Raw genomic sequence first — 14124 nt, 5'->3', positions numbered from 1 at the left:
CGCCCGTAGCCGTCCTGCGGCTGCGGGACCAGCTTCTCGATCTGACCGGCTAGACGCCGGTCATCTGCCTTTCCTCGTCCGTCCACTCGACGTCGAGCGGCGTCAGCTCCGGCTGAAGCGGCGCGCCCTCCGACATCATGTGGCCGTCGAGCGCGCGCAACAAGGCGGCCGCGAGTGCGGGCTTACGCAGCGGCTTTGCCAAAAAATCCGACATGCCGGCCTCGCGGCAGATCTTGACGTCCTCGGGGAAGGCGTTGGCGGTCAGCGCGACGATCGGCAAGGCTTCGAAACGCCCGCCTTGAGCGCGGATCGCCCGCGTCGCGGCAAGGCCGTCCATGTCCGGCATGCGCACGTCCATCAGCACGACATCGTAATCGCTCTCCGATGCAGCCTCGACCGCCTGGACGCCGTCGGTGACGACGCGCAGCTCGACGTCGAACGCCCCCAACATCTTGGTCACGACCATGCGGTTGACGGCATCGTCCTCGGCCACCAGCACCCTCAGCGGCCGGTCGAGCCCCGCGATCCGCGCCTTGAGCTCGTCGGCTTCATCGCTGCCCGCGGCCTGGTCGAAGGCCTGCGCCTGGCTCCAGGGCAGCACCAGCGTGAAGCGGAAGGTCGAGCCCTCGCCCGGCGTCGAGGTGACGCCGATGGTGCCGCCCATCTGCTCGATGATGCGCCGGGAGATCGCAAGCCCTAGTCCGGTGCCGCCAAAGCGGCGGCTGATCGAGGCGTCGGCCTGCGCGAAGTCGGAGAACAGCTCCCCGAGCTTCTCGGGCGCAATGCCGATGCCGCTGTCGGTCACGGTCCATTCGACGGTCGCAAGCAGATCGCGGCGCGCCTGGCAGGTGGCCTTGATCGTCACCTCGCCTTCGTCGGTGAACTTTACCGCGTTGGAGGCGAGGTTGAGCAGCACCTGCCGGATCCGCGCGACATCACCGCGCAGCGTCGGCGGCAGGTTCGGATCGAGCTCGACCTTGACGGCGAGCCCCTTGCTCTTGGCGCCTGCGCGCACGACGGTCGCAACCGTCTCGACCAGCGCCTGCGGGGCGAAGTCGATCGCCTCGAACGCGAAGCGACCGGCCTCGAGCTTTGACAGATCGAGGATATCGTTGAGGATGCGCTGCAGATTGTCGCCGGACTCGCGGATCGAGGTGACGGCCTCGTGCTGCTCCGGATCGAGCTTGGTTTCCAGCAGCATGCTGGCAAGCCCGAGCACGCCGTTCATGGGCGTGCGGATCTCGTGGCTCATCACCGCGAGGAAGTCGGACTTCGCGCGGCTCTCGGCCTCCGCCTTTTCCGCGCGCCAGCGCTCGGTGACGTCGCGGCCGAAGCCGCGATAGCCGAGGAACTGGCCGTCGCGGTCGTAGGCCGGCTTCGCGGTCAGCGACCACAGCCGCGCCTCGCCGCCGGCGACGACCTTGAGGTTCATCTCGTGCAGCGGCTCGCTCTGCTCCATCAGGCCGACGACGTTGTAGGCTGCGCTCTTGTCGTCGGGACAGAGCATGTCGAGCACGTCGACGAAATGCGAGCCCTTCAGCAGCGGAAGCGGAAGCTGCGCCACTTCGGCGAAGCGTTGGGGCACGTCGACGAGATGCCCTTCGGCGTCGGTCTGCCACAACCAGTCGCTGGCGTTCTCCTGAAAGTCCTTCAGCAGCAGCGAGATGATCTCGGTCTGACGTTCGAGCTCGAGCCGGGCCTTGAGATTGCCGAGGAACAGATTGCCCTGTGAGACGATGTTGCGCGCCATGAAGAACGCGAACAGCAGCAGGAACACCGCGATCAGCAGATACGGCCCGGTGCCGCACAGGAACAGCGCGCCGGCACAGGCCATCGTCACGGTCGCGAGATAGACGAGGCCCGCGCGCGGGAAGGTCGACAGCGTGACGGCGCCGCCGGACATCATGCCGACCATCAGGCAGGCCAGGATGAGCTGACTGGTCGGCTCGACCCGGCTGAACAGCGCGAGCGGCAGCGTGCCCCAGATCGCCGCGAGGAAGAACGCCTGCCGCAGCATTTGCCGCGCGGCGCGCGGTGACGCTTCCTGCGGCGGGCTTTGATGCGACCGCCGCCACGCGCGCACGGCAAGCGAGGCGGTGACGGCGAGGGTCATGCCCCAGATTGCGAGGAAATCGTTCCAGCCCCTGCCCCAGAACAGGATCAGCACGATGGCGACGTTGAGCATGGTGACGGCCATGGTCACCGGGATCGCGCGCATCACCGCGTCGATCTGCTTGGCGCGGATGCGGCGCAGCTCGCGCTCGCTGAGATCGGCGGTCAGGCCGTCCTCGATCTCGAAGCCGCCGAGCCAGTACAGGAACGCGCCGATCAGGCCGTCGCGCGGCTCAGCTTGCTTCATGGATTTGTCCGGCCATCCCATTCGAAAAACCTTTTCGGTATCAGTGGCCCGAGCCCGGCTTAAGCCGGGTTAATTTTGTGGGAGATTTTGCGGCGTCCTTGACGGGCGCGTTTGCAGTTTGTTCTAACCATGGCCCCTGCCCGGAGCCCCACCAATGCCCATCAGAGTTGCTACCTGGAACGTGAACTCGGTCCGGCAGCGGATCGACCTGCTGTTGACCTGGCTGAAGGAGTGCCAGCCCGACATCGTCTGCCTGCAGGAGATCAAATGCGTCGACGAAGCCTTCCCCCGGCTAGAGATCGAGGCGCTCGGCTACAACGTGGTCACCCACGGTCAGAAGACCTTCAACGGCGTCGCTTTGCTCTCGAAGCTCCGCTTCGACGAGACCAAGTCGGGCCTCGCCGGCGACGACGAGGATGCCCATGCCCGTTTCCTCGAGGGCGTGGTCACGCTCAAGCACGGCGTGCTGCGCATCGCCTGCCTCTATCTGCCCAATGGCAATCCGGTCGGGACCGAGAAATATCCTTACAAGCTCAAATGGATGTCGCGGCTTCTTGAGTATTCGAGGGAGCGCCTCAAGGCCGAGGAGCCGCTGATCCTCGCAGGCGACTTCAACGTTATCCCGCATGCCCGCGACGTCCATAATCCCGCCGCCTGGACCGAGGACGCCCTGTTCAAGGCCGAGACGCGGGAGAGCTTTCAGTCCCTGCTGGGCCTCGGCCTCACCGACGCGCTGCGCGCGGTCACCGACGAGCCCGGGCTCTACACCTTCTGGGACTACCAGGCCGGCGCCTGGCAGAAGAACCATGGCTTGAGGATCGACCATCTGCTGCTGTCGCCGCAGGCCAGCGACCGGCTCGCCAATGTCGGCATCGACAGCTATGTGCGGGCTTGGGAGAAGCCGTCGGACCACGTGCCGGTATGGGCGGATCTGGATCTGGAGGCGGCTTGAGCCGATGCCTGGAGGTGCTGGATGGCGCCGGCGGACTGCGCTTTGCGCAGCCGCGGGCTAACCTACCCGGCGGGGGTACCTACTACCGGCGGCCCTGAACGCCCTGCACCCACTGTTCCAGCATTTGCAGGCACATGGCGCGGTCGTCGTCCGAGGCCTTGGCGAAAGCGCGGTTGTAGCTTTCCTTGATCCAGGTTTCCTCGATACCGGCGCTGTCACGCGCCAGCGTCAGCCACATCAGGCCACGCGCGGCCTGCCGCGGCAGGCGGTCGCCATTGAACAGCATCTGGCCGAGCAGCGCCTGCGCCTCGTGCTGGCCCTTCTGGGCGGCAAGGCCGAGCCAGCGCGCGCCATAGCGGAAATCCTCGCGCGAGGCGTCCGGGGTCTTCAGATACAGCCGGGCGAGATCGTACTGCGCATCCGCATTGCCGAAATAGGAGGCCGCATAGGAGAACATCTCCCGCGCCCGGTCCGAATCCGGCTTGATCTTCGAGTTCGGGATACCGCTCAGATAGTAGCGGCCGAGCGCGACGAAGGCGTTGGCCACGACCTGCGCCTGCGGCGCCGACGGGCTGTCCTCGGCATGCGCATTGGCGATGCGGCTGAAATATTCGAAGGCGCGCACATCGTCCTGGGCGACGCCGTCGCCGTTGGCATACATGCGGCCGAGCTTGAACTGAGCGCCGGGATGACCGCCTTCGGCGGCATATTGCAGGGCGCTGAGCGAGGTTTCCTGGGGCGTGGTCGCCGGTGCCGCCACCTTGCTGCGCACGGCACCCGCGGCGCCCGGCAAGGCGGTCACGACCGGGAGGGCCGCGTCCTTGCTGGCCGAACCGTCAAAGGCGAGCGCCGGCGCGGCCAGCGCACCGACCCCCAACACAAACGCAACTATGGCACGCCTAGATGTCCGCATAGCACTGTTTCTCGTGCGCGCCGCCCGGATGGGTTACTGCCCCACCGACCGCTGGTCCAACCTGCTGAGCATACTTCCAGAGCGCACCCGACGTGTGGTTAGTCGCGCGAGCGCTCCATTTGGTCTTGCGCTGGGCGAGCTCTTGGTCGCTCAATTTTACGTTAAGGGTACCTACGACCGCGTCGATCTCGATGATGTCGCCATCCTCGAGCAGCCCGATCGGGCCGCCGATGGCGGCTTCCGGCCCGACATGGCCGATGCAGAAGCCGCGGGTGGCGCCGGAGAAGCGGCCGTCGGTGATGAGCGCGATCTTACCGCCCATGCCCTGGCCCGTCAGCGCCGCGGTGGTCTGGAGCATTTCCCGCATGCCGGGACCGCCCTTGGGGCCCTCGTAGCGGATCACGATGACTTCGCCTTCCCTGTAGGTGCGGTTCTGGACGGCCTCGAAGGCGTCCTCCTCCCGGTCGAAGCATCGCGCCGGACCGGTGAACCTCAGGTTAGACATTCCCGCGACTTTCACGATCGCACCTTCTGGCGCCAGATTGCCCTTCAGACCAACCACACCACCGGTGACGGTGATCGGCTTGTCTGCCGGGTGCACCACATCCTGGTGCGGATTCCACTTAACGCTTTTGAGGTTTTCGGCGATCGTTCGACCGGTGACCGTAATGCAGTCGCCGTGGAGAAATCCGTTGTCGAGCAGCGTCTTCATCAGAAGCGGTATGCCACCTACTTCAAACATGTCTTTGGCGACATAACGGCCACCCGGCTTCAAATCCGCGACATATGGTGTCTTTTTGAAGATTTCGGCGACGTCGAACAGGTCGAACTTAATGCCGCACTCATGCGCGATCGCCGGCAGGTGCAGCGCAGCATTGGTCGAGCCGCCGGACGCCGCGACCACGGCGGCGGCGTTCTCCAGCGCCTTCCGTGTCACGATGTCGCGCGGCCGGAGGTTGGAGGCGATCAGGTCCATGACCTTCTCGCCCGCGGTCATGCAGAAAGCGTCGCGGATTTCATACGGTGCCGGGGCGCCGGCCGAGTACGGCAGCGCCAGGCCGATCGCCTCGGAGACGGTCGCCATGGTGTTGGCGGTGAACTGTGCGCCGCAGGCGCCCGCCGAGGGGCACGCCACGCGCTCGATCTCGTCGAGGTCCTCGTCCGACATGGCGCCGACCGAGTGCTTGCCGACCGCCTCGAACATGTCCTGCACGGTGACCTGCTGTCCCCGGAAATTGCCGGGCAGGATCGAGCCGCCGTAAATGAAGATCGAGGGCACGTTGAGACGGACCATCGCCATCATCATGCCCGGCAGCGACTTGTCGCAACCGGCAAGGCCCACGAGCGCATCATAGGCGTGGCCGCGCACGGTCAGCTCGACGGAATCGGCGATGCACTCGCGCGACGGCAGCGACGAGCGCATGCCGTCATGGCCCATGGCGATGCCGTCGGTGACGGTGATGGTGCAGAATTCACGGGGGGTGCCGCCGGCGGATGCCACGCCCTTTTTCACCGCCTGGGCCTGGCGCATCAGGGAGATGTTGCAGGGGGCGGCCTCGTTCCAGCAGGAGGCGACGCCGACGAAGGGCTGGTGGATCTGGTCGGTGGTCAGACCCATGGCGTAGAAGTAGGACCGGTGCGGCGCGCGCGTCGGGCCTTCCGTCACGTGACGGCTCGGCAGCCTCTGCTTGATGTCGGTCTTTGCGTCCATCGCAAACCAGTTTCCCCGGCCAACCTTTTCAGACCCGAAAAATCAGAGCCAAGATTTGAATCGACCTTGGGATTTCCCGTCCTTCGAAGACCGCCGATGCCCTTCAAACTTTAGAGCGATTTTATTCATGTTCGGGTGTGGCTAAAAAGCGGCGCTGATGCGAACGGACGGAGATAAGGGTTTAATCCAAGATGGGTGTTGCAGAGACAGCACAATCGTTACCGGGAAGACACGGGTTGGCTTACTGCGATACCCTCGTGATTATGACAATCCACAACTTGAGATTTTAAATCTGTTTCGGCGCACCCCAGCGCGGGTCTCAGGAACGGAGTGTGCCTCACCTGAGTCGCGGCGGCCCGCAGTACCAACACCGTCATCCTGAGGCGGGACTGATGAGCGCCAAGCGCCCAGCTCAATCCGTCAGGTCGAGCCGCATGAACTGGTTGTGCGGGCTCGCCTCATAGTCGGCGAACGGCGCGCAGGAGACGAAACCGGCGCTGCGGTAGAGCGAGATGGCGGGCGCGTGCAGGGCTGCCGTGCCGGTCTCCAGGCTGAGGTGCACGTAACCCCGCCTGCGGGCTTCGGCGATGATATGGCTCAGCAGTGCGCGCCCTACCCCGGTGCCCCGTGCAGCGGGAGCGGCACGCATCGACTTCACCTCGCCATGCGTATGATCCAGCTCCTTCAGCGCACCGAACCCGAGCAGGACATCGTCCTGCCAAGCCGTCCAGAAGGTCACGGAGGCAGCCGAAAGGCCGGTGGCATCGAGAGCGAAGGCGCGCTCGGCCATGACGCTGCGCAGCTCCTCGAGATGATGTGCCAACAAGTCGGCGACATAGGGCGCCGTCGGATCGTCTCGTCGGATCTCCACCTCATCCCCCTGCAGTCGTACGCGTGCCACCGTTTAAGCACAGGTGGCACGCCCGCGGCATAGTCATGATCGGTGCTATTCCCAAGTCAGCGCACCACCATTCTGGTATTCGATGACGCGGGTCTCGAAGAAGTTCTTCTCCTTCTTCAGATCCATTGCCTCGGACATCCACGGGAACGGGTTCTCGACCTCGGCGAACACCGGAGCGAGCCCGATCTGCGCACAGCGCCGGTTGGCGATGAAGTGCATGTACTGCTCGCACAGCGCAGCATTCAGGCCGAGGAAGCCGCGCGGCATCGTGTCCCGTCCGTAGGCGGCCTCCAATTCGGCTGCGTCGCGGATCATGCCGCGGATCTCGTCCTGGAACGCTGCCGTCCACAGATGTGGGTTCTCGATCTTGATCTGGTTGATCACGTCGATGCCGAAGTTGAGATGGATGCTCTCGTCGCGCAGGATGTATTGATACTGCTCGGCGATGCCGACCATCTTGTTGCGGCGGCCGAGCGACAGGATCTGCGCGAAGCCGGTGTAGAACCACATGCCCTCGAACACGACGTAGAAGGCGACGAGATCGCGCAGGAAGGCGCGGTCGCTATCCGGCGTCCCCGTCTGGAACGATGGATCGTCCAGGTGCTGCGTGTGCTTGAGCGCCCAGGCCGCCTTGTCCGTGATCGACGGCACCTCGCGGTACATGTTGAACAGCTCGCCTTCGTCGAGGCCGAGGCTTTCCACGATATACTGAAAGGTGTGGGTGTGAACCGCCTCCTCGAAGGCCTGCCGAAGGAGGTACTGCCTGCACTCCGGATTGGTGAGGTGACGGTAGATCGCCAGCACGATGTTGTTGGCGACCAGCGATTCGGAAGCCGCGAAGAATCCGAGATTGCGCTTGATCGCGCGCCGCTCGTCCTCGGTCAGCCCGTCCCGCGACTTCCATAGCGCGATGTCGGCCTGCATCGAAACTTCGGTCGGCATCCAGTGATTGTTGCAGCCTGAGAGATACTTCTCCCAGGCCCATTTGTACTTCAGCGGAAGCAGCTGGTTGACGTCGGCGCGGCAGTTGATCATCCGCTTCTCGTCGACGGAGACGCGGCCGCCGGCGCGGTCGATCGCACCTAGGCCGGTCGGGTCGGCCGGCTCGAGCTTGAGCTGGGTCTGCGGACGCAGTGCGGTGGCGAGACTTGAGACGGCAGGAGCGGCCGCTGTGGTTTCGGTATCGGACCAGTCGAGCATCGTCATCTCCTCACTGGCACGCTTCGCATTCGGGATCGTCGATCCGGCAGGCCTTGATGCCGTCGAGGTCCGGCGTTGCTGCGGTCGGCATCATGATCGGCGCGTGCGACACTGCCACTGACGCGGACACCGCATTGAGCTTTCCGTCAGTGCCCTTCAGCGTCGATTTCTCGACATGCGTGGCGCTGCGGGAGCGCAGGTAATAGGTCGTCTTCAACCCGCGTCGCCAGGCCAGCCGGTAGAGCGCATCGAGCTTCTTGCCGGAGGGATTGGCGATGTAGAGGTTGAGCGACTGCGACTGGTCGATCCATTTCTGCCGGCGCGCGGCCGCCTCGATCAGCCAGGCGCTGTCGATCTCGAAGGCGGTGGCGTAGAGCGCCTTCAGATCGTCAGGAACGCGGTCGATCTGGCCGACGCTGCCGTCGAAATATTTGAGGTCGGAGATCATGACCTCGTCCCAAAGCCCCCTCGCCTTGAGGTCGCGGACCAGGAACTCGTTCACGACCGTGAAGTCCCCGGACATGTTCGATTTCACGAACAGGTTCTGATAGTTCGGCTCGATCGACTGCGAGACGCCGCAGATGTTGGAGATCGTCGCCGTTGGCGCGATCGCCATGACGTTCGAGTTGCGCATGCCGCTGGACGTGACCTTCTTGCGGAGGCGGTCCCAGTCGAGCGTTGCGGAGCGATCGACGTCGAGACCACCGCGCGCGTCGGCGAGAAGCTGGATGGAGTCGAGCGGCAAGACGCCCTTCGACCACAGCGAGCCCTCGAAGCTCGGATAGCGTCCGCGCTCCGCGGCGAGATCGGACGACGCTTCGATCGCGTGGAACGAGATTGCCTCCATGCTGGTGTCGGCAAACGCCACGGCCGCGTCGGACGCGGTCGGAATGCGCTGGACCTGAAGCGCTTCCTGAAAGCCCATCAGGCCGAGCCCGACGGGACGATGACGCATGTTGGAGCGGCGCGCTTCGGGGATCGTGTAGAAATTGATGTCGATGACGTTGTCGAGCATCCGGACGGCGGTGGTCACCGTCCGCTTCAGCTTGGCCTGGTCGACACCATCAGGCCCGACATGGTTGAGCATGTTGACGGAGCCGAGATTGCAGACCGCGACCTCGTCGCCCGAGGTGTTCAGCGTGATCTCGGTGCAGAGGTTCGAGGAATGGATCACGCCCGCGTGGCGTTGCGGCGAACGCAGATTGCAGGGGTCCTTGAAGGTGATCCAGGGATGACCGGTCTCAAACAGCATGGTCAACATGCGACGCCAGAGGTCGCTCGCGCGCACGGTCTTGAAGACGCGCATGCCGCCGGCCTTCGCCCTGGCCTCATAGGCCTCGTAAGCCGTCTTGAACGCCTCGCCATAGAGATCGTGCAAATCGGGCGTCTCGTCAGGCGAGAACAGCGTCCATTCGCCATCGGCATCGACGCGCTGCATGAACAGGTCCGGCACCCAATTGGCGGTGTTCATGTCGTGGGTGCGGCGGCGGTCGTCACCGGTGTTCTTGCGCAGGTCGAGGAATTCCTCGATATCGACGTGCCATGTCTCCAGATAGGCGCAGACGGCGCCCTTGCGCTTACCGCCCTGGTTGACGGCAATCGCGGTGTCGTTGGCGACCTTCAGGAATGGGATGATGCCCTGGCTTTCGCCGTTGGTGCCCTTGATGTGGGCGCCGAGGCCACGAACCGGGGTCCAGTCGTTGCCGAGACCGCCGGAATATTTTGCGAGCAGCGCATTGTCCTTGATTGACTTGAAGATGCCGTCGAGGTCGTCCGACACTGTGGTCAGGAAGCAGGACGACAATTGCGGACGCAGCGTACCCGAATTGAACAGCGTCGGCGTCGAGGCCATGAAGTCGAACGATGACAGCAGATCGTAGAACTCGATCGCCTTGGCCTCGCGATCGATTTCGCGCACCGCCAAGCCCATCGCGACACGCATGAAGAAGGCCTGCGGCAATTCGATCCGCTTGCCTCGGACGTGCAGGAAGTAGCGGTCGTAGAGCGTCTGAAGACCGAGGAACTGGAAGTTCAGGTCGCGTTCCGGCTTCAACGCGGCCGCGATCCGGCCAAGGTCGAAGCGGGCGAGTTCAGGATCGAGCAGTTCGGCGGCGATGCCGGTCTTCAGATAGGCCGGGAAGTATTCGACGTAGCGCATCGTCATGTCGGCCTGCGAGGCGGACGTCGGCACGCCATGGACGTAGGACAGCACCTCGCCGCGGAGCTTGTCCAGCAGCAGGCGCGCACTGACATAAGCATAATTCGGCTCCTGCTCGACCAGCGTGCGTGCGGCCATGATCGAGGCCAGCGCCAGTTCGTCCTGGCTGATGCCGTCGTAGAGATTGCGGGTGGTCTCGGTGAGCACGGGTGCCGCGGAGACGCCGTCGAGACCGGCGCAGGCTTCGCCGATAATCAGCGCAAGCCGCTTGGTGTCGAGACCAACGCGCGAACCGTCGGCGAGCGTGACATGAAGGACCGGCGCGACAGCGGGCGTCGCTTCCGCGGCCGCCTCCTCGGCGCGCTGGCGCGACCGCTCCTCGCGGTACAGCACATAGGCGCGTGCGACCTTGTGGTGCTCGCTCCGCATCAAGGCGAGCTCGACCTGGTCCTGCACGTCCTCGATATGGAAGGTGCGTCCCTCGCCTGCCCGCCGCATCAGCGCAGCGACGACTTCGGCCGTGAGCTGCTCCACGCTCTCATGGACGCGACGCGAGGCGACCGCGCTGGTGCCTTCGACCGCAAGGAAAGCCTTGGTCATGGCGACCGCGATCTTGGCGGAATCGAACGGCGAGACCTTGCCGTTGCGACGGATGATCTGCATAGCCGGCTCGCTCGAAGCAGGCGCAAGCGATTGTGGACGCAAATGAACGATGGGTGCGGAGGCGGTGTCCGCGTCGTGCAGGTTCAGTGACATCAATGGGCCCCGTGATGCGCGCGTTGTGTTTGAACGGGGCTGTAAGGAAGGACGCTGCAGAAACGCCGGCAGCAGAGTTGCCGGGCGGTGCATGCAAGCGACCGCCGGACACCCCGCCCGTGGACGTTCAGATTGTCGCGGCAGGTCTCCTGGCTCGCAGGTCGTCGCCCACTTCCCGTCTTCCCGGCGCGAAAGGCGCCAGTGACGATTGTTCGGAAGCAGCTCGCTGCTGACAGTTGCGGGGGCAGCGCCGGAATTCCGCGCTCTCGCGCGGTTCACCGGCTTCCCTCTTAGCCACTAAATCTTGCGATCCAGCGGAACCGTGACGCCCACATGTGGTGACATATGCAGCCGGGTGTCAACGATTCGTTGCGGGTCATGAGCCCTGTGCCCTGTGGAATGCGGGAATTCGCACTTGGATCGCGCCTCAGCTTGGCGCGCTATGAGGTCCGCATCCCGACTGCAAGATCACACAGTCCGGCGCGACGCTGCCGCTGCATGTCGCCTCGCAGCCGCTCACCAGCGACGCCACTCTCGCTTCCAGCACACGCAGCTCCGCAATTTTCGCCCTGATCGCACCGAGGTGCTTCGCCGCAAAGGTCCTCGTTTCGCTGCACGGCGCGCATCGCTGGCCGGCGAGCCAGACCGCGCTGGTCAGCCCGGTGCGCGTCACGATGACGGCGGTGAAGGCGCCCACGCCGCCCAGGAACGGCATGGACGCCCGATGCTATTCGGACGAAAGGTGATAGCCGCGATCGCGATAGTCGAAATCGACGAGCTCGCAGATCCGGGCCGATGGATCGGCGGGCGCCGCATAATAAGCCCTGATCTCCTTGATGCGACCGCTCGCCCCTTCGAACGCGTACCATTCGTCGCCGCGAAGCGCCGTGCCCTGCTTGCGCTTCCAGTGCGTCCATTCGATCACGGCTTCCGGCGACGTCGACGAGCAAAGAATCTTTTCGATCGTCCATTGCGACCCGAGATTCTCGACGCACCAGATCCATTTGCGCGCGATGGTATCGGCGCCACGCCATGGAATGTCCGGCAAGCCGGACGGGAAGTAGTGAACCGCGTCCGCCGTGAAGCAGGCCATCAAGGCATCGTAGTCGGCGGCGTTGCAGGCGTCGAAATAGCGACGGATCGTCGCCTCCATGGCGGCGGGCGATGTCTTGCTCATGTCAGGCTCCCGCCCGGATCGTCGTGGCCCTCGCCGGATCCGCACCGGCCTTTTTCCAAGCCTCAAAGTCGGCGCGCACGGCAGGTGTGGGCGGATAGACGCCGTAGAGCGGCTCGCCGGCACTGATACGATACGACAGGTACTTCTCGAGCTGGTCCCGCCTCTCGCAGAGGTCGGCCATTTCGGCGGCCAAATGCCGTGGCACGACCGTGATGCCGTCACCGTCACCGACGATGATGTCGCCCGGGTAGACCGCCACGTCGGCGCAGGCGATCGGGATATTCAGGTCCGCGACGCGATGATAGGACAACCGCGTCGATGCGGTGACCTGCCGCGCATAGGCCGGGAAATCGAGCCGCGCCAGCTCCTGGCCGTCACGAAACGCGCCATCGGTGACGATCGCGGCTGCGCCGCGCACCTTCATCCGCGTCGGCAGCATGGCGCCCGCCGATGCTGCGCGTGGATCGTTGCGGCTGTCGATCACCAGGACATGGCCGGGCGGAATGTTCTCGACCGCTTCCCATTGCAGATTGTCCGCGTTCGGATACGGCGTGAGTGTCTCTATGGTATCGAGATCCTCTCGCGCCGGGATCATCCGCATGGTGAAAGCTTCACCGGCGAAGCGGACCGCGTCCTTGTTCATCGGCACCAGCCCGACCAGAAAGCACTGGCGCAGGCCTTTCTTGAACAGCTCGGTGGTCAGCGAACCCGAGGAGACATCCTTCAGCCGGCGGATGACAGACGGATCCAGGGGACTAAGCTTCGTCTTTGGTTCGTACATGGCCATCCTCCCTCAGCGGCGCTTTCCGACCTCGTGGACGTCACGGGCCCAGGCGCGCGCCTGCTCCGACAGGCTGAAGCCGAGGCCCGGCCGGTTCGGCACGATCATGCGGCCGTTCACGACCTCGAGCTTTTCGTTGAACATCGCCTCCGACCACTCGAAATGCTCGACCCAGGGCTCCCGGGCATAGGCCGCGGTCAGGTGCAGATGGATCTCCATGCAATAGTGCGGCGCGAGCTGGAGCTTCTTGTGGTCGGCGAGCGCGAGGATCTTGAGGAACGGCGTGATGCCGCCGACGCGCGGCGCATCCGGCTGGATGAAATCGACCGAATTGTTGCGGATCAGCTCGTAATGCTCGTCGATGCTGGTCAACATCTCGCCGGTCGCAATCGGGGTCGCAAGCTCGGCTGCCAGCGCCGCATGACCTTCGTAGTCGTAGGCGTCGAGCGGCTCCTCGATCCAGGTCAGGTTAAATTGCTCGGCGATGCGGCCGAAGCGCAGAGCCGTGGTGCGGTCCCATTGCTGGTTGGCGTCGATCGCCAGCGGAACGTCGCCGATGTGGTTGCGAACCGCCTCGATGCGCTTGAGGTCGACCATCGGGTCGGGCTGGCCGACCTTCAGCTTGATGGCGCCGATGCCCCTGTCGAGCGCCATGCTGACGCGCTCCTTCACCTCCTCGATCGGCATCGAAAGGTATCCGCCGGAGGTGTTGTAGCAGCGCACGGAGTCACGATGGGCACCGAGCAGCTTTGCCAGCGGCAGCTTGGCGCGCTTGGCCTTGAGATCCCACAGCGCGATGTCGAAGGCGGCGATGGCCTGCGTGGACATGCCGCTGCGGCCGACCGAGGCGCCGGCCCAGACGAGCTTGTCCCACAGACGCGCGATGTCGCTCGGATCCTCGCCGATCAGCTCGCCGGCGATCTCCCTGGCGTGCGCAAACTGCCCCGGACCACCGGCGCGCTTCGAATAGCTGTAGCCGATGCCGCTGTGGCCGTTCTCGGTCTCGATCTCGGCAAACAGGAAGGCGATCTCGGTGAGGGGTTTTTGCCGGCCGGTGAGAACCTTGGCATCGCTGATCGCCTGGGCGAGCGGCAGGAAGACGAGCGACGTCCTCACCCATGCGATCCGGTCCGTCGTCGCTTCCCCGGCTGCGAGCCCTGCCGCGAGCGGGTTGGCGATAATGCGCGTGTTGATCTGGTAGTTCATGGCTTTCTCC

At 64.6% G+C, this 14124-nt stretch carries 11 protein-coding genes and 1 riboswitch; of the genes, 1 reads left to right on the top strand and 10 read right to left on the bottom strand.

The features are described 5' to 3' along the window. Window positions 1-49: 49 nt before the first annotated feature. Window positions 50-2380 carry a hybrid sensor histidine kinase/response regulator gene (locus ABIB99_RS08220; RefSeq protein WP_354175426.1) on the bottom strand — a complete coding sequence of 777 codons (2331 nt, stop codon included), beginning with the start codon at window positions 2378-2380 and terminating at the stop codon, window positions 50-52. A 133-nt stretch (window positions 2381-2513) separates the two neighbouring features. On the opposite strand from ABIB99_RS08220, the gene xth reads away from it, so the two are divergent. Further along, entirely contained in the window at window positions 2514-3311 is a 798-nt protein-coding gene (xth, locus tag ABIB99_RS08215) for an exodeoxyribonuclease III (RefSeq protein ID WP_014495040.1), read from the top strand. An 82-nt stretch (window positions 3312-3393) separates the two neighbouring features. On the opposite strand, the gene ABIB99_RS08210 is transcribed toward xth, so the two are convergent. From ABIB99_RS08210 to ABIB99_RS08170, 9 genes are all read right to left on the bottom strand, one after another. After that, window positions 3394-4224, bottom strand: coding sequence for a tetratricopeptide repeat protein (locus ABIB99_RS08210; RefSeq protein ID WP_063983104.1), 831 nt, complete (start codon window positions 4222-4224; stop codon window positions 3394-3396). Further along, a complete protein-coding gene (gene ilvD / locus ABIB99_RS08205) occupies window positions 4211-5935 on the bottom strand; it encodes a dihydroxy-acid dehydratase (RefSeq protein WP_063983103.1) in 1725 nt (574 codons plus the stop codon). The genes ABIB99_RS08210 and ilvD overlap by 14 nt, the downstream gene beginning before the upstream one ends. A 412-nt stretch (window positions 5936-6347) precedes the next feature. Beyond that, complete coding sequence (locus ABIB99_RS08200) at window positions 6348-6806, bottom strand: GNAT family N-acetyltransferase (RefSeq protein WP_063983102.1); 459 nt, start codon at window positions 6804-6806, stop codon at window positions 6348-6350. A 75-nt stretch (window positions 6807-6881) separates the two neighbouring features. Further along, window positions 6882-8036 (bottom strand): ribonucleotide-diphosphate reductase subunit beta, encoded by a 1155-nt coding sequence (locus ABIB99_RS08195; RefSeq protein ID WP_063986348.1) that lies wholly within the window; start codon window positions 8034-8036, stop codon window positions 6882-6884. A 10-nt stretch (window positions 8037-8046) separates the two neighbouring features. Further along, window positions 8047-10950 (bottom strand): ribonucleoside-diphosphate reductase subunit alpha, encoded by a 2904-nt coding sequence (locus ABIB99_RS08190; protein ID WP_354175423.1) that lies wholly within the window; start codon window positions 10948-10950, stop codon window positions 8047-8049. Window positions 10951-11072: 122 nt separating this feature from the next. Then, a riboswitch (cobalamin riboswitch) is annotated at window positions 11073-11290 on the bottom strand. Window positions 11291-11377: 87 nt separating this feature from the next. Continuing rightward, window positions 11378-11665, bottom strand: a complete 288-nt coding sequence (locus tag ABIB99_RS08185; protein WP_063983100.1) for a MerR family transcriptional regulator — start codon at window positions 11663-11665, stop codon at window positions 11378-11380. Window positions 11666-11677: 12 nt separating this feature from the next. Beyond that, a complete protein-coding gene (locus ABIB99_RS08180; RefSeq protein ID WP_063983099.1) occupies window positions 11678-12127 on the bottom strand; it encodes a nuclear transport factor 2 family protein in 450 nt (149 codons plus the stop codon). A gap of 1 nt (window position 12128) precedes the next feature. Further along, window positions 12129-12908, bottom strand: a complete 780-nt coding sequence (locus ABIB99_RS08175) for a ribonuclease activity regulator RraA (RefSeq protein ID WP_231142072.1) — start codon at window positions 12906-12908, stop codon at window positions 12129-12131. A 12-nt stretch (window positions 12909-12920) separates the two neighbouring features. After that, window positions 12921-14114 (bottom strand): L-talarate/galactarate dehydratase, encoded by a 1194-nt coding sequence (locus ABIB99_RS08170; RefSeq protein WP_063983097.1) that lies wholly within the window; start codon window positions 14112-14114, stop codon window positions 12921-12923. Window positions 14115-14124 lie beyond the last annotated feature (10 nt).

This window comes from Bradyrhizobium sp. LA6.1 (assembly GCF_040547805.1).
GTDB classification, from domain to species: domain Bacteria; phylum Pseudomonadota; class Alphaproteobacteria; order Rhizobiales; family Xanthobacteraceae; genus Bradyrhizobium; species Bradyrhizobium barranii.
The sequence above is the reverse complement of the archived record's forward strand: the minus strand, read 5'-3'. Positions and strand labels throughout refer to the sequence as shown.